The sequence below is a fragment of the Mesorhizobium sp. B2-5-7 genome (assembly GCF_006440875.1).
Taxonomy (GTDB): domain Bacteria; phylum Pseudomonadota; class Alphaproteobacteria; order Rhizobiales; family Rhizobiaceae; genus Mesorhizobium; species Mesorhizobium australicum.
This window is the reverse complement of sequence record NZ_VFUO01000011.1, coordinates 1-19,715: the sequence shown is the minus strand read 5'-3', so window position 1 is coordinate 19,715 and position 19,715 is coordinate 1. Positions and strand designations below refer to the sequence as shown.

Annotated in this window: 18 protein-coding genes; 9 read left to right on the top strand and 9 right to left on the bottom strand. The window is 63.7% G+C overall.

What is annotated here, in order from left to right; translation table 11 throughout:
• Positions 1-104: 104 nt before the first annotated feature.
• Positions 105-1,139 carry a class I SAM-dependent methyltransferase gene (locus FJ543_RS30105; RefSeq protein WP_140665880.1) on the bottom strand — a complete coding sequence of 345 codons (1,035 nt, stop codon included), beginning with the start codon at positions 1,137-1,139 and terminating at the stop codon, positions 105-107.
• A gap of 285 nt (positions 1,140-1,424) precedes the next feature.
• On the opposite strand from FJ543_RS30105, the gene FJ543_RS30100 reads away from it, so the two are divergent.
• Positions 1,425-3,425, top strand: coding sequence for an EAL domain-containing protein (locus FJ543_RS30100; protein WP_051041256.1), 2,001 nt, complete (start codon positions 1,425-1,427; stop codon positions 3,423-3,425).
• 80 nt (positions 3,426-3,505) lie between these two features.
• On the opposite strand, the gene FJ543_RS30095 is transcribed toward FJ543_RS30100, so the two are convergent.
• Together FJ543_RS30095 and FJ543_RS30090 are read right to left on the bottom strand one after the other, a co-directional pair.
• Entirely contained in the window at positions 3,506-4,708 is a 1,203-nt protein-coding gene (locus tag FJ543_RS30095; protein ID WP_140878650.1) for an MFS transporter, read from the bottom strand.
• A 175-nt stretch (positions 4,709-4,883) separates the two neighbouring features.
• Positions 4,884-5,342, bottom strand: coding sequence for an Lrp/AsnC family transcriptional regulator (locus tag FJ543_RS30090; protein WP_015316228.1), 459 nt, complete (start codon positions 5,340-5,342; stop codon positions 4,884-4,886).
• 171 nt (positions 5,343-5,513) lie between these two features.
• Here FJ543_RS30090 and FJ543_RS30085 point away from each other — a divergent pair, with 171 nt between their 5' ends.
• Both FJ543_RS30085 and FJ543_RS30080 read left to right on the top strand, forming a co-directional pair.
• The gene (locus FJ543_RS30085; protein ID WP_140878649.1) at positions 5,514-6,248 is read left to right on the top strand and encodes an AzlC family ABC transporter permease; all 735 of its coding nucleotides are present in this window, start codon (positions 5,514-5,516) and stop codon (positions 6,246-6,248) included.
• The gene (locus FJ543_RS30080) at positions 6,245-6,544 is read left to right on the top strand and encodes an AzlD family protein (RefSeq protein WP_140878648.1); all 300 of its coding nucleotides are present in this window, start codon (positions 6,245-6,247) and stop codon (positions 6,542-6,544) included. Before FJ543_RS30085 ends, FJ543_RS30080 begins: the two co-directional genes overlap by 4 nt.
• Before the next feature lie 54 nt (positions 6,545-6,598).
• Here FJ543_RS30080 and FJ543_RS30075 read toward each other — a convergent pair whose 3' ends face one another.
• A complete protein-coding gene (locus tag FJ543_RS30075; protein WP_015316231.1) occupies positions 6,599-7,234 on the bottom strand; it encodes an FMN-dependent NADH-azoreductase in 636 nt (211 codons plus the stop codon).
• A 107-nt stretch (positions 7,235-7,341) separates the two neighbouring features.
• Between FJ543_RS30075 and FJ543_RS30070 the strand changes: the two genes are divergently transcribed.
• Positions 7,342-8,304, top strand: a complete 963-nt coding sequence (locus FJ543_RS30070) for a LysR family transcriptional regulator (RefSeq protein WP_140878647.1) — start codon at positions 7,342-7,344, stop codon at positions 8,302-8,304.
• Positions 8,305-8,687: 383 nt separating this feature from the next.
• Here FJ543_RS30070 and FJ543_RS30065 read toward each other — a convergent pair whose 3' ends face one another.
• The 3 genes from FJ543_RS30065 to FJ543_RS30055 form a co-directional block, all read right to left on the bottom strand.
• Positions 8,688-9,302, bottom strand: a complete 615-nt coding sequence (locus FJ543_RS30065; RefSeq protein WP_140727057.1) for a TetR/AcrR family transcriptional regulator — start codon at positions 9,300-9,302, stop codon at positions 8,688-8,690.
• 140 nt (positions 9,303-9,442) lie between these two features.
• Positions 9,443-12,550, bottom strand: coding sequence for an efflux RND transporter permease subunit (locus FJ543_RS30060; protein WP_140878646.1), 3,108 nt, complete (start codon positions 12,548-12,550; stop codon positions 9,443-9,445).
• Positions 12,550-13,662 (bottom strand): efflux RND transporter periplasmic adaptor subunit, encoded by a 1,113-nt coding sequence (locus FJ543_RS30055; RefSeq protein ID WP_140878645.1) that lies wholly within the window; start codon positions 13,660-13,662, stop codon positions 12,550-12,552. Before FJ543_RS30055 ends, FJ543_RS30060 begins: the two co-directional genes overlap by 1 nt.
• 85 nt (positions 13,663-13,747) lie before the next feature.
• Between FJ543_RS30055 and FJ543_RS30050 the strand changes: the two genes are divergently transcribed.
• Entirely contained in the window at positions 13,748-14,326 is a 579-nt protein-coding gene (locus FJ543_RS30050; protein WP_140878668.1) for a TetR/AcrR family transcriptional regulator, read from the top strand.
• 35 nt (positions 14,327-14,361) lie between these two features.
• Positions 14,362-15,630, top strand: coding sequence for a beta-ketoacyl-ACP synthase II (gene fabF / locus FJ543_RS30045; RefSeq protein ID WP_015316238.1), 1,269 nt, complete (start codon positions 14,362-14,364; stop codon positions 15,628-15,630).
• Positions 15,631-15,752: 122 nt separating this feature from the next.
• On the opposite strand, the gene FJ543_RS30040 is transcribed toward fabF, so the two are convergent.
• Complete coding sequence (locus tag FJ543_RS30040) at positions 15,753-16,346, bottom strand: TetR/AcrR family transcriptional regulator (protein WP_140878644.1); 594 nt, start codon at positions 16,344-16,346, stop codon at positions 15,753-15,755.
• A gap of 66 nt (positions 16,347-16,412) precedes the next feature.
• Here FJ543_RS30040 and FJ543_RS30035 point away from each other — a divergent pair, with 66 nt between their 5' ends.
• Entirely contained in the window at positions 16,413-16,889 is a 477-nt protein-coding gene (locus FJ543_RS30035; RefSeq protein ID WP_140878643.1) for a VOC family protein, read from the top strand.
• Here FJ543_RS30035 and FJ543_RS30030 read toward each other — a convergent pair.
• The gene (locus FJ543_RS30030) at positions 16,849-17,799 is read right to left on the bottom strand and encodes a trypsin-like peptidase domain-containing protein (protein WP_140878642.1); all 951 of its coding nucleotides are present in this window, start codon (positions 17,797-17,799) and stop codon (positions 16,849-16,851) included. The two genes, FJ543_RS30035 and FJ543_RS30030, sit on opposite strands and share 41 nt — an antisense overlap.
• 165 nt (positions 17,800-17,964) lie before the next feature.
• On the opposite strand from FJ543_RS30030, the gene FJ543_RS30025 reads away from it, so the two are divergent.
• A complete protein-coding gene (locus tag FJ543_RS30025; protein ID WP_140878641.1) occupies positions 17,965-18,837 on the top strand; it encodes a S1C family serine protease in 873 nt (290 codons plus the stop codon).
• An 8-nt stretch (positions 18,838-18,845) separates the two neighbouring features.
• On the top strand, positions 18,846-19,532 hold the full coding sequence (locus FJ543_RS30020; protein WP_140878640.1) for a helix-turn-helix transcriptional regulator: 687 nt from the start codon (positions 18,846-18,848) through the stop codon (positions 19,530-19,532).
• Positions 19,533-19,715: the final 183 nt, after the last annotated feature.

Sequence of the window (19,715 nt, the reverse complement as noted above, 5' to 3'; positions counted from 1 at the left end):
CCCCGAAGCGAGCCTGGGGTGCGCGTAAGAGGACCGAAATCCTCGAGCACCGCGGTCGAAGCGCTCGAGGTCCTTACGTCAGCCGGATCGCATCCAGATGGGTATTATCCACGCTTGTGGATGACGCCGTAAAGCACGTTGCGGTTCTCGCCGAAGTAGACCTGCGCGTCGACTGCGTTGCGGTCGACGCTGGCGTTGATGATGTTCCACATGTCGACCTCCGACCGCAGCAGCAGCACCCAGTCCATGAACGTTTCCCGGTAGCCGGCGTCAGGAGTGCCCTCGGCGTAGTTGGCGAACAGGAAGGTCCCGTTCGGCTTCAGCATCTGCAGGCAGGTCTTGGTGAGTTTCACGGCGACGTTGTGCTGGAGGTAGTCGTAAAGGCCGGAGGCATAGATGAGGTCGAACTTGCCGAGCTTGTGGCTTCTGGTGAGCACAGTGCGCACCGAGCCGTCGATGGCCTCGACCGCGGTGCCCTGGAAGTCGCGCGCGATCAGTCCGACGCTCTGGGGATCCTGGTCGAGCGCGACCCAGCGCTTGAGGCCGCCCTCGGCCAATGCGGCCGAACGGTTCGCCTCGCGCAGATGGCCGGCAGCGATCGCCAGGACTTCCGTTTCGGGCCCGTTCCTGGCCGCGGTTTCATCGACATAGCGGGTCAGCAGATCGCGGCGCTCGCGTGCGGCGACGCATGACGGAACGTTCTGGGTGTGGCTGTAAAGCGCCTTGCCGACCTCCGAGGCGCTTGCGACGCTCTCGGCAACGTGCGGGTCGCAATAGATGTAGTCGAGCAACTGCGCGTCGCCGGAATAACCCCTGGGCTTGGTGAAGGACCAATGTGTCAGCGGATCCTCCAGAAAGTACTTCTGGATCGGGTGGTTCTGCGCCACCGGTATCAAGGCCTGCCAAACGTCGGGATGAACCTTGGCGCGCAGCGCGTTGAGAAGCGACAGCAGGCGGCGAACGATCTCGGCGGGAAATTTTTGCTGCTCGACCTGTTGCTGTGTGGCGTGGAGGATGAGCGCCAGCTCCGCGCGAGCGGTTTCGAACGCTTCGCCATGATGCTCGGGCTTTCCTCGACGGAGACCACCGGCGATCGCTTCAGCAGTAATCAGACTCTGGCCGTCAAAGACAGTTTGCACACCAAGGCTCCATAGTTAACAGTCAGTTAACTTATTGCGTAGAATACTCGATTTGCCAACGGCGGCTCCGTTGCATTCTATCGATATGATTAATTTCCCGCTAACCATATCAATTCTTTGGGGTTTTTGAGAGCGGGATTCCGGGTTCGAGTTAACGGAAACTTGTCCTGCGTCATTGCATTTGATCGCGCGGCAAGTCGTGTCGCGCCAAGGAGTCGGTCTGCGTTGGGGGCAGAAGCTGGAAAAGAGTTCGGAACGCGAAATGTCCTTCAGTCGGGATTTGTCGTGAACGAACGCGCGTCATCCGCAGTGGCCGATGCGGTGGATGCGGAACCGCCGCGCCAGGAGCTGGGGGCGGCCGAACTTCGAACCCTTTACCGCACGGAAGCCCAGGCGAAGCGAAGGAAGGAAGCCAGGCCAGGCCTCTGGATCGCCGTCGTCATCTACGTCTTGTTTTCGGTATCGGATCTGCTGCTGATACCCGACGTGGCCGCCCTTACAATCACGGCCCGCTTCGCTGTCGGACTGACTGCACTGTTGGTCCTGGAAGCACAGCTTCGCAGGGGAGCCGCCACCGACTGGCTTGACGTAACCTGCGCCGCGGCCATCATCTTTGGCTATATCGGCTGGCTTTGCCCCGCGTCCATGGGCGCGAACAAGGAAAGCGTCGCCTATTATATGGTCTTTGGCACTATTTTCATGATGAGTGCCAATCTCTTCTTCACATTCCGCTTCAAGGTCTCGATCATAACGTCGACGATAATTTTGTGCATCTTGTATGTGGTGAACTACTTTTTACCCGCTACGCTGATATACAAGATGGTCTTCGGCACTTTCTACGTTTCGTGCTTCACATTCACGTCCTATGTTAACTGGAAGCTGAACGAAGAACGCTACAACGTCTTCCTGAACGCGCTGGAAGCCAAGATCCAGCACAAGGAGGCGACCGAGCGCGGCAAGGCCCTGCTCAGGCTGTCGCGGACGGATCCGTTGACAGGGCTGGAGAACCGGCGCGCGATCGACGAAAAACTGCGCGACTATTGGAACGACTGGCAAAAGCTTGGCCACGGTTTCGCGGCGATCCTCATCGACGTCGACTTCTTCAAGAAGTTCAACGATTGCTATGGCCATCAGGAAGGCGACCGTTGCTTGATCCAGGTCGCCGATGCGCTCAGCGACCTGATTAAGCAGCATGACGGCTCCATCGGCCGGTATGGCGGCGAGGAATTCATCGTCCTGGCGCGCATGGACAAGAAAGGCGAGGTCGCGGATCTGGCGGAAGCCATTTGCCGCACGATCGAGAACCTGGCGATCGCGCATGAGTTGCGCCGGGATGGCATCTCGATCGTGACGGCGAGCGTGGGCGCGGCGTTCACCAGGAAGCAGACCGCCGCCAAGCTGGAGAAGATCATCCACGAGGCCGATCGAGCGCTCTATCTTGCAAAAGCCAGCGGCCGAAACTGTGCCCGGCTGTTCGATCCGACCGATCCCCAGAGCAGCGACGAGAGCGAGAACCTGGCGGCCTTGCTGAAGATCGCCATTGGCCAGGACCTCGTTTCGCTCGTCTACCAACCCATCCAGGACGTCGCGTCGGGCGGGTTCGAGGCCGTGGAGGCGCTGATGCGCCTCAAGATGCTCGACGGCACCCTGGTTCCGCCGAGCCTGTTCATTCCCGTCGCGGAACGAACCGGCGCCATCCTCGAGCTCGGGCGCTGGGCAATAAGGACGGTGTGCGCCGAACTCCTGGCGCAGGATCACGTGCGCGTCGTTAGCGTCAACGTCTCGCCCATCCAGCTCAAGACGCCCGGCTTCGCGACGTCGGTCGCGACCATTCTGGGCGAGACCGGCGTAACCGGAAACAGGCTGGCCTTCGAGATCACCGAGGGGCTGGAGATGGAGATGCATTCCGACATCCTGCGCTGCATCAGCGACCTGAAGCTGCTCGGGATCAGGATCTGGCTCGATGATTTCGGGACGGGCTTCGCCGGCCTTTCATGGCTTCGTCTCATCGACTTCGATACGGTCAAGATCGACCGCTCGTTCCTTCACGACTGCGGCACCCCCAAGGGCATGGCAATGCTGCAGGACATCATCGCGCTGGTCCGAAATCGCGGCCACAAGATCCTGGTCGAAGGGGTGGAGACCGAAGAGCAGATGGTCCTCATGCGCCAATTCGGCATAGATAAGGTCCAGGGCTTTCACGTCGGCCGTCCCGCTCCGGCCGCGAATTTCCAGACCAAGCGGGCCATTCAAAAGCGGCCGTTCACGGTTCTCAAGTCGGCGTGACCGCGAGATAGGCGTGGCTTGACCGGCCATCGCCCGTCAAGCCCGTCTGCCCTCTGGCGACGATTGCAGCGTGGAGAAGCCTATGCCGTCTGCAACGCCCTGCGTGGCAGCGGCGGGAAGGCGATCGCTATGCCCGCGGCACCCAGGCCGATAAGCGCCGAGCCGATGAACAGCCAATGGTAGCTGGCATACACGTCGAAGATCATGCCGCCGGCAAGCGGCCCCAGCGCCATGCCGAGGCTGGAGAGCATGGTGGCGGCGCCGAATACGGTGCCGAGGATGCGCTGGCCGAAATATTCGCGCGCCAGCACCGCGTAGAGCGGCATGACGCCGCCATAGGTGGCGCCAAAGATGACGGCCAGCATATAGAACTGGTCGAGTTGGCTGATCGAGAGATAGGCGGCAATGACGATCGCCTGGATCGCCAGCCCGGCGATCAGCACCGGCTTCACCCCGAGCCGGTCGGCCAGCACGCCGTAGAGCAGCCTGCCGCCGAGGCCTGCCAGACCCTCGACACTGTAGATCGAGACAGCGGCCATCGGGGCGACGCCGCACAGCATGGCGTAGCTGACCATGTGGAAGATCGGGCCGGAATGAGCCGCGCAGCAGGCGAAGAAGGTCAGCCCCAGCACGATGAATTGCGGCGAGCGCAGCGCCTGGCCGACCGTGAGGCCGGCGCCTTCGGCGGCTTGTGATGCGGCGGCACCCGAGGCGACAGGCTTCGGCGGCTGGCGCACCAGAAGCACGGCGGGCAGCAGAAGCACCCAGGCCAGGATGCCGATGTCGAACATGGCGCTACGCCATTCGTAGGCGGAGATCAGCCAGCGGGCGAGCGGCGAGATCGTCATCGGCGCCACGCCCATGCCGGCCGAGACCAGCGATACGGCCAGTCCGCGATTGGTGTCGAACCAGCCTGACGTCAGCGCGATCATCGGCGCGAAGAAGGCGCTGGCCGCGAGCCCGACGAGCACGCCATAGGTGATCTGGAAGGTGAGAAGCGAACCGGCGCGGCTTGCCAACACCAACGCCAGCCCGAGCAGCACGGCGCCGATTGTGACGACGATACGGGCGCCGAACCGGTCGGACAGGGCACCCCAGGCGAAACCGCCAAGGCCCATCACCAGGAAATTGAGTGTCATGGCGCTCGAAATGCCCGCGCGCGACCAGTTGGTATCGAGCGCCATGGGTTCGAGAAAGATCGCCAGCGAAAACATCGTGCCGATGGCGACACAGGACATCAGCGCGCCAGCCGCGACGATGACCCAACGGTAGGAATGGTTCATGGTTTTCTCCCATGCCGGAACGCGGTCTTGTGGTGGCACGGTCCAGCTTCGCCGTGCCCTTGCGTCCGAAGGACGCCGGCACCAGCGCCCATCCTACAATCCGGTTGCATTTTTTATCCAGTCTGGACGTTAGCGCTTTGACGGATACAGACCCTTGGATTTGCGCTGGCTTGTCCTAGATCGGCAGTTCCGATGTGTATTTGATCGTCTGGCTGGGCACGTCGGTCTTGACGTTCTGCACGCCCTTGATGCGGCTGAGATGCTCCGACTGGAAGCGCCGGTAGTCATCGATGCCGGCGGCCACGACACGCACCATGGCGTCGCAGTCGCCGAGCATGAGATAGCACTCCATCACTTGCGGCAGCTTGGCGACCTCGGTGGCGAAATGTTCGATCGTGTCCTCGTCCTGTGCCTTCAGCCAGATGCGGGTGAAGAAGGTGAGGCCCTTGCCGATGCTGGCCGGATTGATCACGGCGACATAGCGGTCGATGATACCGGCTTCCTCCAGGAGCTTGACGCGCCGCAGGCAAGGCGAGGGCGACAGGCCGACCTCATTGGCCAGATCATTGTTGGCCATGCGGCCGTCTCGCTGCAACGCCCGCAGGATGCGTTTGTCGATGTCGTCGAGCTTCATGGCGTTGAATTCCATTTTCCTGCGGCTTCGTAACAGTGAATGCCAAAATCTGACGAAAGACAACAATCTTCGCAACCAAATTGCGGAGAGCTGTAGGTATGTTTTGCCCCTGACATCACGGGATTTTCAAACGCAGGGCAGGGCGGCTGTGGGGCCGCCCAATGGCAGGGTATGAGCATTTCACAGGCAGTCGAGACGGTCGGCAATGGTTCGGGATCGGAGTTTCGCCGTGGCGTGGCATCCTGCGCGCCGGTGCTGCTCGGCACCATCCCCTATGCGCTGGTGCTTGGCGCCCAGGCCGTGCAGAAAGGGCTGAGCACGGTCGAGCTGTCCATGATGACGGGGCTGAACTTCGCCGGCGGCTCGGAATTCGCGGCGGTCCAGCTGTGGACGTCGCCGCCGCACATCCTGCTCATCGTCGCCATCACCTTCCTGGTCAACAGCCGCCATCTGTTGATGGGAGCGGCGCTCGCGCCGTTCCTGCGCGACCTGCCGCGGCGCAAGGTGTTTCCGGCGCTGTTCTTCCTATGCGACGAAAGCTGGGCGCTGGGCCTGGCCGACGCCAAACAGCGCGCCGCCGCCGGTGTCGCACCGGCCTTCAGCCCGCGCTATTACATGGGTGCCGCGCTGGCGATGTATCTGACCTGGGTAGCCTTCACCACGCTGGGCGCCTTGCTCGGCCCGATGCTGGGCCATGTCGAGACCTACGGTTTCGACATGGCGTTTCCGGCCGTCTTCCTGGTGCTGATGCGCGGCATGTGGAAGGGCGTCGCGGCGGCGCAGCCCTGGCTTGTCAGCCTGGCCGTCGCGGCGCTGGTCTACCTCTTCGTTCCCGGCGCCTGGTATGTCGCGGCGGGCGCGGTGTCGGGGCTGGCCGCGGCCTGGCTGATGGCGGGTGATGCATGATCGACGCAGCGACCCTTCTCACCATCGTGCTGATGGCCGGCGTCACCTATCTGACGCGGATCGGCGGCTATGTCGTGCTGCGCAACCGCGTGCTCAGTCCCCGCGCCACGGCGGTGATGGAGGCAGCACCCGGCTGCGTGCTGATCTCTGTCATCGCGCCGGCCTTCGTGTCGCGCAATCCCGCCGATCTCGCGGCATTGGCCATCACCTTGGTCACCGCGACACGGCTTTCCATGCTGCCAACCGTGCTGATCGGGGTCGCTTCGGCCAGCCTGTTGAGGCATCTGATCGGCTAGAACGAAAAAAGCAGGCGCGAACGCCTGCCTTTGACAAACCATGGACCGAGAGTCTTACGCTGCAGCCGCGACATCACGGCTGGCGGCAACCAATGCATCGACCGTGGCCGTAGCCTTGGCGAGCGCGGCATCCACCGCGTCAGGTCCCTTGGAGACGCCCTCGATGCGGATGACGTCGACATCGGTCATGCCGATAAAACCGAGCACGCTGCGCAGGTAGGGGACGGCGTGATCGAACTGCACGGCCGCACCTTCGGAATAGATGCCGCCGGAGGCCAGCACGATGTAGACCTTCTTGCCGGTGACGAGACCCTTGGGGCCGTTCTCGCCATAGGCAAAGCTCTTGCCGGAGCGGGCGACGTGATCGACCCAGGACTTCAACGTCGAGGAGATGTTGAAGTTGATGAAGCCGGTGGCCAGGATCACCGTGTCGGCGGCGAACAACTCGTCAAGCACGACATCGGAAACGCCGACCACTTCGGCCTGGCGCGGGGTGCGGGCATCGGCCGGCGTGTAGATGCCGGTCGCATAGTCGGCATCGATATGCGGCAGCGGGTTGGCGACGAGGTCGCGCACGACCAGCGTGTTCGACGGGTCAGCGGCGAGAAGCTTCTGGGCGAACTCGGTAGCGATGCGGGTCGAGTGCGAGGCAGCGCCGCGCGGGCTCGAGGTGACGAGAAGAATGGACATAGCGGGTCTCTCCAGTGGGATGAATTGTCCCGCCATATATGGGACATCGACCAATCAGATAAACTGGTATATTTTCGATACGATCCATCCATAAAGTAGATATAACGATGCAGCCCAACCCGACCCTCGACCAGCTCCAAATCCTTGTCGCCGTTGCCGATATCGGCAGTTTCTCGGCAGCGGGCCGCAAGCTCAACCGCGCGCAATCCGTCATCAGCTACGGTATCGCCAATCTCGAGGCGCAGCTCGGGCTGAAGCTTTTCGAGCGCGAGGGCACGCGCGAGCCGCAACTGACCGAGATCGGCCGGGCGATGCTGGAAGACGCGCGGCGCATGATTGGCGTGCTGCAGCGCATGCGCTCGCGCGTCGACGGGCACCATCACGGGCTGGAGGCCGAGGTGGCGCTGGCGGTGGACGTATCATTGCCTTCCCCCGTGCTGGTGCGGGTGCTCAAGGCATTCGAGGCGCGGTTTCCGACCGTGATGCTGCGCCTGTATATCGGCACGCTCGGTCTCATCCCCGATCTTGTCGTCAGCGGACAGGCCGATCTCGGCATTGGCGGCCTGCTAGGCGATGTCGACGTGCATCTCGTGCGCATCGGCTTCATGTCGCTGGTGCCGGCGGCAGCGCCCAATCATCCGCTGGCCCTGCTGCCGAAGCCGGTGGCGCTCGAGGATGTGCGCGAGCATACGCAGCTTGTCGTGAGCGACCAGTCCGAGCGCACCAAGGGACGCGATTACGGCGTCTTCGCCTACCGCACGTGGCGACTGACCGACATGCGCACCAAGCACATACTGATGCGCGAGGGGCTCGGCTGGGGCGGGCTGCCGCGCTGGCTGATCGCCGACGACCTGGCCAGCGGCCGCCTGGTGGAACTCGACCTCGAACCCTACAAGGAAGTGAGTTCGCCCCTGTTTGCCATGCACCGCAACGATCGCAGTCCAAAGCCGGCGGCGGCCTGGCTGATCGACCGGTTCAAGCGCGGGCTCGGCTGCTTCAACGAGTTCGAGCCGGGCGAGGTGCCCGAAGAGGAGCCGGACACCGACGGTGATGCGAACGCCGGCGGCTGAATCCTGGAACTCAGCCGAAAATCATTCGATCTGCGTCACCCCGGAAACCACGAGCTGCGCCGTACGGGCGGTCAATTTTCCGCATTTGCGCAGTGTCGGTTTTTCATAGGTCCTTTTCATGTGTCCATCCCAAATGTGAGCCCGCAAGGTGGGTGAGCCAGCCACAACGGGATTGGACGGTTTCGGTTGCCTCGCCATTGCATTCTCCGCTGCGTACAAGGACACGATCACCTGCCTTTCGGAGACTGTTGGGGAACTCCACGCTTCACAGCCGGTCGCGATAATGTCCTTCCACTTTGCTGGTCGTCGCGAAACCAATGTGTCGACCTCCATCTTCTGGTCGCCTCCCATCGCTAAGCCCTGCCGGACCAACGGCACGCGCCTCAGTCGGACTTTCCCAGACCTTTCAGGATAAAGCGAATCTGCTCGCGCAGGCCAGCTTCGTCATCTTCGCCGTGTCGAAGGCGGTGCTCGATCAGAATCGGGTGGAAAAACGGCGTGAAGGCGGTCTTGACCGCGCGCGCTGCTTCCACTGGATCTTCGACCTTGAATTCCCGTGTTTGGATGCCCTCGCGGATAATCGCTTCGAGGATCGTTACCACCCGCTCGGTATGCGCCTTGATGATCGCGCAGTTGTTTTGCATGGCGGCGACAATCATCTCGTGCATGCGCCTTTCCTTGACCAGTGTGGTCTTGCTGTGATGGTGCATCGCGGTCAGGAGTTGGTCGAGTTTCTCCGGGGCCGGCGCGCTCGTGCATGCGATCGCAGAGGCGATCCCGGCGACCTCGTTGACGACCCGCCCGCAGACGGACTCGATGATCGCACCCTTGGAGGGGAAGAAACGATAGACGTTTGCCGTGCTCATGCCGAGTTCGGAGGCGATATCAGCCACCGATGTCTTATGGGTGCCGAGGCGGCGAAACTGCTCGTCCGCCACAGCCAGGATGCGCGCGCGCATCTCGTCGGGATCAGTTCGTGTTCGAACTGGACGGTTCATGCATGTCTCCAGAATTGATGAAGCGAACCGGCCGGACTCGCGTGGACGATCGTCTGTAAGCGGCAAGTTCGTGCCGTTGGCCTGTGTCCAGGCAGAGCCAACGGGCAAGAATTCGAACCGTCTCCTGCGACAACGGAGCCCTACTCGGCCGCCATTGCTGCCGGCACTTCCGGTTCCTCCGTTGAATTCTCCTGGTCATCCGTGGCCGGCTTGATCCGGAACCACGCGACGTAGAGTGCAGGGAGGAACAGCAGGATCAGCACCGTGCCGGCAGCCGTGCCGCCGATCAGCGTGAACGCCATCGATCCCCAGAAGACGGAGTGCGTGAGGGGGATGAAAGCCAGAACGGCGGCAAGTGCGGTCAGGATCACCGGCCTTGTGCGTTGCACCGTGGCCTCGATGACCGCCTGATAGTCGTCAAGACCGGCGGCACGGTTCTCCTTGATCTGTTCGGTCAGGATCAGCGTATTGCGCATCAGGATACCCGCCAGGCCTATCAGGCCCAGGATGGCGTTGAATCCGAAAGGCTGGTTGAAGGCCAGCAACATCGGTACGACGCCAACGAGACCGAGAGGTGCCGTCAGCATGACCATCGCCATCGTCGAGAAGGATCGCACCTGCAGTATGATGACGATCAGCATGGCGGCGAGCATGGCCGGAAAGACCTTGCCCAGCGCTGTGTTGGCCTTGGTTGCCTCCTCGATCGATCCACCCATTTCGATGCGATAGCCGGCAGGCAGGGATTGAATCAGCGGCTGAAGGGCCGTCATGATCTGCTTGGAAACCTCTGGAGGCTGGGTCGCCTCATTGATGTCCGAGCGGATCGTGATGACGGGTGTGCGATCGCGGCGTTTCAGGATCGGTTCTTCCAGACGAACTTCGGAGTGACCGATCTGGTCGAGTGGAATCTGGCGGCCCTCCCGGCTCATCAGCGAGAAATCCGCCAGACGCGATGGATCCAGTCGCTCGCCGCCGGCGCTGCGGGCCACGATGGGGACGTTGCGGATGTCCTCGCGGACCTGCGTGACCGGGATGCCGGTGAGGAGGAACTGGAGCTGCTGGGCCACTTCCGCCGGCGACAGGCCGATAAGGTTCAATCGGTCCTGATCCGGGATGAAGCGCAGTACCGGCGTGCGATTGCCCCAGTCGCGATTGGCCTGCCGCACGTCCGGTACGCCGCGCATGATGTCGAGGGCTTTTTCGGAGATGATGTACAATTGCCGCGGGTCTGGCCCCATGACCCGGAACTCGACCGGGAACGGCGTGTAAGGCCCGAACACGAGTTGCGTAACGCGGATGTTCGCTTCAGGGGCAAGCCCTGTCGCAACCGCTTCACGGAGCCTGTGCTTCAAGGCCTCGCGCGCGTCCGCGTCCGGTGTCAGGACGACGATCTTGGCGAAGGCGGGATCGGGCAATTCGGGCGCCATGGCGAAGAAGAAGCGGGGAGCGCCCTGACCGACATAGCTCGTGACGATCTTGGCCTCGGGCTGGCCGCCAAGCCAGTGTTCCAGTTTCTCGACCGTGGCGGTCGTCGTCTCGATGCTGGTGCCCTCCGGCAGGCGAACCTCGACCAGCACTTCGGGACGGTCGGATGTCGGGAAGAATTGCTGCTTGAGACCGCTCATGCCGACAACCGAAAGCGCGAAGACGATGCCGACGGCAGCGCAGGTCACGAACTTGTGGCGCACGGCAAAGGTGATGAGCCGGCGGAGGCGCCGATAGTTCGGTGTGTCGTATATGGCGTGAACGCCGCCTTCGACCGGTTTGATCGCGGGCAGCATCTTGACGCCCATATAAGGGGTGAAGAAAACCGCGACGACCCAGGAGACGATGAGGGCGAACCCCACGACCCAGAAGATGTTGCCGGCGTATTCGCCGGCCGTCGAGCGCGCGAAGCCCACCGGCAGGAACCCGGCGATCGTCACCAGCGTGCCCGACAGCATCGGCGCCGCGGTGTGGCTCCATGCATAGGCCGCCGCCTTGATGCGATCCATGCCCTCTTCCATTTTCACCACCATCACCTCGATGGCGATGATGGCGTCGTCGACGAGGAGGCCCAGCGCCAGGATGAGGGCACCAAGCGTGATGCGGTCGAAGAACCGGCCGGTTTCCAGCATGATGAGAAAGACGACGGCGAGCGTCAGCGGGACGGCGGCCGCCACGACGATGCCGACGCGCCAGCCGAGGCTGAGCAGGCTCACCAGCAGCACCACGCCAAGCGCCATCGCGAATTTGATCATGAACTCGTTGACCGACGAGCCGATGTTGACGGCCTGATCGCTCACTTTGGCCAGCGTCATTCCGAGAGGCAGCGTCTGTGCGATCGCTGCTGACCTCTCCTCCAGTGCCTTGCCGAGTTCAAGACCATTCCAGCCCTCCTGCATCACCGCCGCGAGCATGATGGTCGGCTCACCCTGGTGACGGATGACGTAGGTGGCAGGATCCTCGTAGCCGCGCCGGACCACGGCGATGTCGGAGAGCTTCAACGTCCGTCCCGCGGCGACGATCGGCGTGTCGGCGATCGTCTGGACACTGTCATAGGCGCCGTCGACGCGGATGAAGACCTGCGGCCCCTCTGTGTCGATCGAGCCCGCCGGTGTGACGGTGTTCTGCCGCTGCAGGGCAGCGACGATATCCTGCGCCGACACGCCGAGGGTTGCCAGCTTGGCATAGGAAAACTCGACGAATATCTGTTCGGGACGTTCGCCGAGGATGTTGATCTTCTTGACGCCGGGCACATGCAGAAGGTCCTGGCGAATGGTCTCGGCCTGCCTGGCGAGTTCCCGCATGGGCAAGCCCTTCGCCTTGAGGGCGTAAAGAGCGAAACTCACATCGGAATATTCGTCGTTGACGAAGGGGCCGAGCACGCCGGGCGGCAAGTTGCGGGCTTCATCCCCGAGTTTCTTGCGGGCCTGATAGAATTCCTCCTGCACGCTGGATGGCGGAGTGCTGTCCTTCAGCGTGACCGTCAAGTAGGCATAGCCTGGCCGTGTCGTCGTCTCGACACGGTCGTACCAGGTCAGCTCCTGAAGTCGCTTCTCCAACGGTTCGGCGACGAGGTCCTGCATCTCGCGCGCCGTCGCGCCCGGCCATACCGTCGTGACCGTCAGGGTCTTGATGGTGAAGTTGGGATCCTCCGCACGTCCAAGCATGAGGAAAGCGTAGGCGCCGGCGGCGACGAGCAGAATGATGAAGAAAAGGGTAACGGCTCGCTCGCGAACGGCGATCGCGGAAAAATTGAGGCTCATCAGTTGCTCCTGTTTTCAGAGGCAGTCCTGACGCGAGCGCCTTCCTGCAGGAGATGAGCACCGAGCGAAACGATCGAATCGCCCGAGCTCAGCCCGGAGATCACGGCGGTTTCGCTGGTTACACGAACAAGCTTGACGGGCCGAAAGTGTACGGTCGAGGTTGCGCCGTCCAAACTCCAAACGCCGGTCTTCTGACCATCGTCCAGCACGGCTCCGAGCGGCACCTGGACTTCCGTTTGACTTGCCTGGCTTGCAAGCCGGATGGTTACCGTCGCGCCAAGCGGTGCTGCCGCGGCCTCACCATCGAGCACATAACGGGCCTCATAGGTACGAGTCTGGGGATCGGCAGCGTCCGACAACTGCCGGAGATGCGCCGTAAAATGCCGCCCATCGCCCCCATACAAGCCCGCCTCGGCTACCGAGCCGATCGCCGGCCGGATCGTTTCGGGAAGCGTGACCACCGCCTCACGGGGGCCGGCGTTCGCGATCCGAACCACGGTCTGTCCCGCGGCGACAACCTGTCCTGGCTCGCCAAGCGTTTCGACGACGGTTCCGTCGGCGTTCGCGTCCAGGACGGAATAGGCCGCCTCGTTTTCCGCGACCTTCGCTTCCGCTTCGGTGGCGGCAAGCTGTGCAGTCGCGGTATCGAGTGCTGCCTTCGCCTGCTCGTAACGCTGCGGGGTTGCGGCCAACTCCTTCTTGACCAGAACCGCATAGCGCTTCTCGTCGGCACTGGTCTGAACCAGGACAGCGCGCGCAGCCGCGACAGCGTTGCGCTTGGCGGTGAGGGCAAGGGCAAGATCGGTATCATCGATCCGCAGCAGCGGTTGCCCCGCCTTGACCTGTTCGCCGACATTTACAAGGCGCTCGATGATCTTGCCGGGTACGCGAAACCCAAGATTGCTCTGCACCCTCGCGGCAATTGTACCCGTGAAGCCGCGTTCGGATCCTGTCACCGCCACTGCCGTCACGAGTCTGACGATCGGTGCTTCCTGCCTCGGGTCAGCCACGACGGCGGCTGCCTGTGTGCGAATGGGAAATGTGACGAATGCAGCCACCCCAAACCCCGCGACCAGAACGCTCCCCAGCCCAATAATGAGTTTCTTTTTCATGCCCATCGCCTTCTGTGAAAATAGATTGCATTCGTACTCTATAACTGATATAGATTATGAACGCAATCAAAAAAGGAGACGAATGATGCGTGTGACTCGCAGCCAAGCTGAGCAGAACCGGCAAACCGTGATCGATGTAGCGAGCCGGCTTTTTCGGGAGCGCGGATTCGATGGCATCGGCGTCAAGGATTTGATGGAGGGCGCCGGGCTGACCCAAGGCGGGTTCTACAAGCAGTTCGCGTCCAAGGACGACTTGGTCGCGCAGGCGTCCAGACGGGCATTGGAAAGCGCTGCGAACCGATGGTCGACGGCGGCCGCGGCGAGCCCTGAGGATCCGCTTGGCGCCGTGATCGACTTCTATCTCAGCACGGGGCATCGCGAGGAAAGGATGGACGGCTGCCCGGTGGTTGCGCTTGGCTCGGATGCTGCCAGGCAAGGCGCCGAGGTGAAGGCATCATTTGAGGCCGGCATCCGAGAATACCTCGAGATGCTGGGCTCATGGGTTGGCGAGGCGGACGGCGATGCGCCCGGCGGTAAAGCCATGGCCGTTCTCTCGACAATGGTCGGCGCGGTCGTCCTCTCGCGCGCCGTCAATGATCCCGATCTCGCGAAGGCTTTTCTGAGTGCCGCCACCGCTCAGGTTCGCGAAGCCGTCGCGGCTTGAAAGCCGCACGCGCTGGCCAAGTGATAGGAGAATAGATGCGACGGATCGTTGTTACGGGCATGGGAGCGGTCACGCCGCTCGCGGCCAACGTCGAAGCGTCATGGTCGCGCCTGCTGGCCGGCCGTTCGGGGCTTCGAAAGCTTCCGGACGACATGGTGCGAGACCTGCCGGCGAAGGTCGGTGGAATGGTTCCTTCCTTGCTGGAAGACCCCGAAGTTGGCTTCGATCCAGACATCGTCCTGGCGCCGAAGGACCAGCGCAAGGCCGACCGCTTCATTGTCTTTGCGCTGGCGGCTGCGGAAGAGGCGGTTGCCCAGGCCAGGTGGAACCCGGTCTCGGACGATGACAGGACCCGCACCGCGACGATCATCGCGTCGGGTGTCGGAGGATTTCCCGCGATAACCGAAGCGGTGCGAACCGTCGACCTGCGCGGTGTTCGGCGTCTCTCACCGTTCACGGTGCCGTCGTTCCTGGTGAACATGGCGGCGGGACAGATTTCGATCCGATATGGGTTCAAGGGTCCGCTCGGCGCTCCGGTGACGGCCTGCGCGGCCGGCATCCAGGCGATCGGCGATGCGGCGCGTCTTATCCGCGCCAACGAGGCCGACATCGCGGTCTGCGGCGGAACGGAAGCCTGCATCAATACGGTCAGCCTCGGCGGCTTTGCCGCGGCACGCTCTCTTTCCACGTCCTTCAATCATCGTCCTGAGGAGGCCTCCCGCCCGTTCGACATGTCGCGCGACGGCTTCGTCATGGGCGAAGGCGCCGGCATCCTGGTCATCGAGGCATTGAGCCACGCGCTTGCGCGCGGCGCCAAACCGCTCGCCGAACTGGTCGGCTACGGCACGACGGCGGACGCTTATCACATCACCTCCGGCCCCGAGGATGGCGACGGTGCGCGCCGGGCCATGGAGATCGCGATTGCCCAAGCCGGTATTTCGGCACGGGAGGTCCGCCACCTCAACGCGCACGCGACCTCCACGCCAGTCGGCGACTTGGGGGAAATCGCCGCGATCAAAAGGGTCTTCGGAGAAGATTTCGGCATAGCCGTCAGCGCAACGAAGTCGGCGACCGGCCACCTGCTTGGCGCCGCCGGCGGGCTTGGCGCGATCTTCACGGTCCTGGCGCTCAGGGACCAGGTCGCACCGCCAACCCTCAATTTGAGCGCCCCCGATCCGGCAAGCGACGGGATCGACTTCGTCGCAAACCACGCCCGGCCGATGGAGATGGACTACGCGATTTCCAATGGCTTCGGCTTTGGCGGCGTGAACGCCAGCGCATTGTTCCGGCGCTGGACGGACTAGCCGCGGCTTGCGGCAATCGTGATGTCCTGGTCGGGCAGTGGCAGCCGGCGACAAGTTTACGCATGGCGACATCGTCGCCCCGCACCCGGGCGATGACTGCACGATACATTCGCGGGGGCACTTCAGGCGCGCGACAGTCCGTCTATCAGCGCCGTCAGCACGGCACGGTAGTCTTCGCCCGACGCACCGGCCTCGATGGCGAGCGCCGCGCGGTCGAAGGCGGCGGCAAGCAGGGCGGTCAGCGCTTCGGGCGGCAATCTTTTCATCGACTGCGTCCGCATCGCCGCGACAAGGCCCTCGCGCAGCGAGCGGTTGCCGTGGCGGTTGTCGATCGTGTCCATGGCGGCGCGGCCGAGCACGGCGGGGCCGTCGAGCAGCAAGAGCCTCGTGCGGCCGGGCGCGCGCATGGCCGTGAGGTAGGCATCGGAACCGGCAATCAGCGCATCGCGGGCGCTGAGCGAAGGCGGGGAGGCGCGGTCAATCTCTCGCGCCACCGCCGCGGCTTCCTGTTCGACCACGGCGGCGAAAAGCGCCTGCTTGTCGGCGAAATGGTGGTAGAGCGCGCCGCGCGTCACGCCAGCGGCGGCAACGATCTCCGGTGTGCCGGTCTCGGCATAGGATTTTTCCGTGAACAGTTTGCGCGCCGCCGCGATCAGGTCGGCGCGCGTTGTCTCGGTGCGATCGCGGTTGGAACGACGCGCGGATTCCTGTTGCATACATGCAGCCTGTATGTTAATTCAATTTACATGCAGACTGTATGTTAGTTGACGGGAGAAGGAAAGATGAAGACGACGAGCTACTATCCGGTGCTGATGACCGGCGATGTCGCCGGCACGGCGGCCTTCTATGTCAGGCATTTCGGTTTCCGGCCGTTGTTTGAGAGCGACTGGTACGTGCATCTGCGGTCGGTGGACAACAAGCGCGTCAATCTCGGCATCGTCCAGGGCGACCACGAGACGATCCCCGAGGAGGGGCGGGGGCGGACCTCCGGGCTGCTGATCAATTTCGAGGTCCGCGATCCCGATGCGATCCATGACCGGATCCTTGCTGCCGGCCTGCCTATCCTGCGAACGCTGCGTGACGAGCCTTTCGGCCAGCGCCACTTCATCACCAGGGATCCCAACGGCGTGCTGATCGACGTCATCAAGCCGATCCCGCCCAGCGAGGAATTCCTGGCGCAGTATGCGGAAGGCGCCAACGGGGGCTTGAACGGCAGCCTCAACTTGCCCGCGCCACCGGCGTCACCGCCACCTGGCTGACGCCGGTGCGGCGCACCACGGTGCACAGCGTCTCGCGGTCGATGCGCTCGGCGTCGAGCATGCGCACGAGGTCGTCGACGCCGGTCACCGGGCGGCCGTCGATTGCGGCGATGATGTCGCCTTCCCTGAGACCCGCCCTGGCCGCCGGGCCGTCCTTCTCGACGCTGCGCAGCCGTACCGCCGTGCTGGTCGAGACCTGCGACAAGAGAGCCGCGCGCCGCGGCAGGTTTACCGTGTCGGCGGAGACGCCAATGAAGGCGCGGCGCACGCGGCCGAAGCGGATGATCTCGGAAATGACGAAGTTCGCGGTGTTGGAGGCGACGGCGAAGGCGATGCCTTGCGCGCCATGGATCATGGCGGTGTTGACGCCGATCACCTCGCCGGCCGACGAGACCAGCGGACCACCGGAATTACCGGGGTTGAGCGCGGCGTCGGTCTGGATGACGTCGTCGATCAGCCTGCCGGTCGAAGCCCGCATCGAGCGGCCGAGCGCCGAGACGACGCCGGAGGTGACGGTCCATTCGAAGCCCAGCGGATTGCCGATGGCAATCGCGATCTGGCCGCGCCGCAGCCGCTTGGAATCGCCCAGCGGCGCCACGTCGGCGAAGCTGCCGTCAGCGCGCACGAGGGCGATGTCGGTGTCGGGGTCGCGGCCGAGCACGCGGCCTTCGCTGGAGGTGCCGTCCGGCATCGAGACGCGTACCGTCCTGGCGTCACCCACGACATGGAAATTGGTGACGACCAACCCGTCAGGCGCGATGACGAAGCCCGAGCCGTGGCCGCCCGGCCCCCCGATGCGCTCGATGCGGCAGACAGCCGGGCCGATGCGGTCGACCGCGTCGGCAACCGTCGTCGAATAGGCGTCGAGCAATGTCTCGTCCGGTTGGAATTTTGGCGCGGCGAGGGCCATGGGGGCTCCGTGTTTTCAGGCTTGATCGTGACTATATGTGCGGAGCGGCCGGAACCGCCGCGACCTGACCAGATGGCCAGTCGAACCCGCAACTAGCCGTCAGGCGAGTACCTCCTGGCGTACTGCCGAGCGATATCTGGGCATGAGAAAACCCAGGAGATCATCATGAGCGACTTCAATCTGAATGCATTGTCCGATGCCATCGCCGATATCGCCGACAAGGCGACGCCGGCAACGGCAAGCTTCGCCACGCATCATCACCGCACGGCGAGCGCCTTCCACTGGGGCGACGGCTATTTCGTCACCGCCGAGGAAGCCGTCGAGGCCGGCGAGGAGATCGAACTGACACTGGCCTCCGGCGAGACGGCGAAGGCCGAACTGGTCGGCCGCGATCCTTCGACGGGCGTCGCCCTGCTGAAGCCCGCGGATGCGGCCACGGCGCCTGTCCTCGATAGAGCCAGCCCCGTTCGGCCAGGCAATATCGCCATAGCTGTCGGCAGCAGCCAGGGCTCGGTGCTGGCCGTGTCGGGCTCGGTCGGCGAAGTCGGCCCGGCCTGGCGCTCGATGCGCGGCGGCACCATCGACCGGCGCATCAACCTGGCTGTCGGTGCCGGCGGCCGCTTCGAGGGTGGCCCGGTGCTGGACGCCAAGGGCGCGCTGATCGGCATGCTTCTGTTCGGCCCGCGTGGCCGCGCGCTGGTCATGCCCTATGAGACGATCGAACGCGCGGTGGCGACGCTTCGCGAAAAGGGGCATGTCGCACGTGGTTACCTCGGCGCCGGCCTGCATCCGGTACGCGACCGCGACGCGCGTGGCGCAATGGTGATGAGCCTCGACGACAATGGCCCGGCCAAGGCCGCTGGCCTCTCGCTCGGCGACATCATCGTGGCGTGGAACGGCGAGGCTGTGCATGGTCCGCGAGATCTGATCCGCCGGCTCGGGCCCGACAGCGCCGGTGCTTCGGTGAAGCTGGGTGTCGTGCGCGGCGGCGAACAGCGCGACGTCGTGCTGACGATCGGCGAAAAGCCGCTGAGCTGAGAGGACGGATGGAAAGCGACACGCTGATAAGGCCTGACGTGGCGCGCGGCGAACGCCAGCTCGTGGTGCTGATCGCACTGCGCGATGCCGTGCGTGCCGAGCGCTTGTCGACTTCGCTTGCCATGGCCGACGATCTGCTGCCGGTCGTGGCCGGCGGCGGGGTCGCCGATGTCGCCATCGTCGATGACGCTGTCGCCAACGGCACGGCTTCGGTCGATCGAGCCGGCGTCGGCGGCAGCACGACCCCAAAAGTACTGCTTTCGGACCGCGCGGGCCGGCCGCAAGGCCAGGTGTTTGCGGTGCTGCCGTTGGCCGCGGACGCAGCTTTGATCGCCGCTGCCGTCAGGCTGGCCGCCGCCGGCTACCGGGTGTCCGGCGAAGGGCGTTCGATGCTGGATAGGCATGAGGATTTCGACCGCGGTGATGCGGCCGATGGGGATGGAAGCCATAGCGGGTTGTTCGGCGAGGAAACGGTCGACGATGGCGCCGCCGCCCGGCCAGCGCTGTCGCCGCGCGAGGCAGAAGTGCTGGCGCTGCTGGCCGAAGGGGCGCCCAACAAGGTGATCGCGCGGCGGCTCAACATCTCCGTCCACACAGCGAAGTTCCATGTCGCCGCGATCCTGATCAAGCTCGGTGCCGCCAATCGTACGGACGCCATCGCGATCGCGATGCGGCAGGGACTGGTTCTGGTTTAGGAGTGATGTCGGGCAAGTCTGACGATTATCCCTTCAGAGGTCGGCGCTGCCCCTCATCCGCCTACCGGCACCTTCTCCCCGTATAGTGACGGGGAGAAGGGAGTTGCCGCGACCTCGGCGCTCCTCTTACAAGGTGATGATTGGCGAAGGCCGCGATGACAGCGTCTTTCTCCCCGTCACTAT

What these genes read in the sequence shown, in the direction of transcription:
- FJ543_RS30095 (WP_140878650.1), bottom strand. Translation starts at nt 4,708, where the DNA reads ATGAACCATTCCTACCGTTGGGTCATCGTCGCGGCTGGCGCGCTGATG.
- FJ543_RS30090 (WP_015316228.1), bottom strand. Translation starts at nt 5,342, where the DNA reads ATGAAGCTCGACGACATCGACAAACGCATCCTGCGGGCGTTGCAGCGA.
- FJ543_RS30085 (WP_140878649.1), top strand. Translation starts at nt 5,514, where the DNA reads ATGAGCATTTCACAGGCAGTCGAGACGGTCGGCAATGGTTCGGGATCG.
- FJ543_RS30080 (WP_140878648.1), top strand. Translation starts at nt 6,245, where the DNA reads ATGATCGACGCAGCGACCCTTCTCACCATCGTGCTGATGGCCGGCGTC.
- FJ543_RS30075 (WP_015316231.1), bottom strand. Translation starts at nt 7,234, where the DNA reads ATGTCCATTCTTCTCGTCACCTCGAGCCCGCGCGGCGCTGCCTCGCAC.
- FJ543_RS30070 (WP_140878647.1), top strand. Translation starts at nt 7,342, where the DNA reads ATGCAGCCCAACCCGACCCTCGACCAGCTCCAAATCCTTGTCGCCGTT.
- FJ543_RS30065 (WP_140727057.1), bottom strand. Translation starts at nt 9,302, where the DNA reads ATGAACCGTCCAGTTCGAACACGAACTGATCCCGACGAGATGCGCGCG.
- FJ543_RS30060 (WP_140878646.1), bottom strand. Translation starts at nt 12,550, where the DNA reads ATGAGCCTCAATTTTTCCGCGATCGCCGTTCGCGAGCGAGCCGTTACC.
- FJ543_RS30055 (WP_140878645.1), bottom strand. Translation starts at nt 13,662, where the DNA reads ATGAAAAAGAAACTCATTATTGGGCTGGGGAGCGTTCTGGTCGCGGGG.
- FJ543_RS30050 (WP_140878668.1), top strand. Translation starts at nt 13,748, where the DNA reads ATGCGTGTGACTCGCAGCCAAGCTGAGCAGAACCGGCAAACCGTGATC.
- fabF (WP_015316238.1), top strand. Translation starts at nt 14,362, where the DNA reads ATGCGACGGATCGTTGTTACGGGCATGGGAGCGGTCACGCCGCTCGCG.
- FJ543_RS30040 (WP_140878644.1), bottom strand. Translation starts at nt 16,346, where the DNA reads ATGCAACAGGAATCCGCGCGTCGTTCCAACCGCGATCGCACCGAGACA.
- FJ543_RS30035 (WP_140878643.1), top strand. Translation starts at nt 16,413, where the DNA reads ATGAAGACGACGAGCTACTATCCGGTGCTGATGACCGGCGATGTCGCC.
- FJ543_RS30030 (WP_140878642.1), bottom strand. Translation starts at nt 17,799, where the DNA reads ATGGCCCTCGCCGCGCCAAAATTCCAACCGGACGAGACATTGCTCGAC.
- FJ543_RS30025 (WP_140878641.1), top strand. Translation starts at nt 17,965, where the DNA reads ATGAGCGACTTCAATCTGAATGCATTGTCCGATGCCATCGCCGATATC.
- FJ543_RS30020 (WP_140878640.1), top strand. Translation starts at nt 18,846, where the DNA reads ATGGAAAGCGACACGCTGATAAGGCCTGACGTGGCGCGCGGCGAACGC.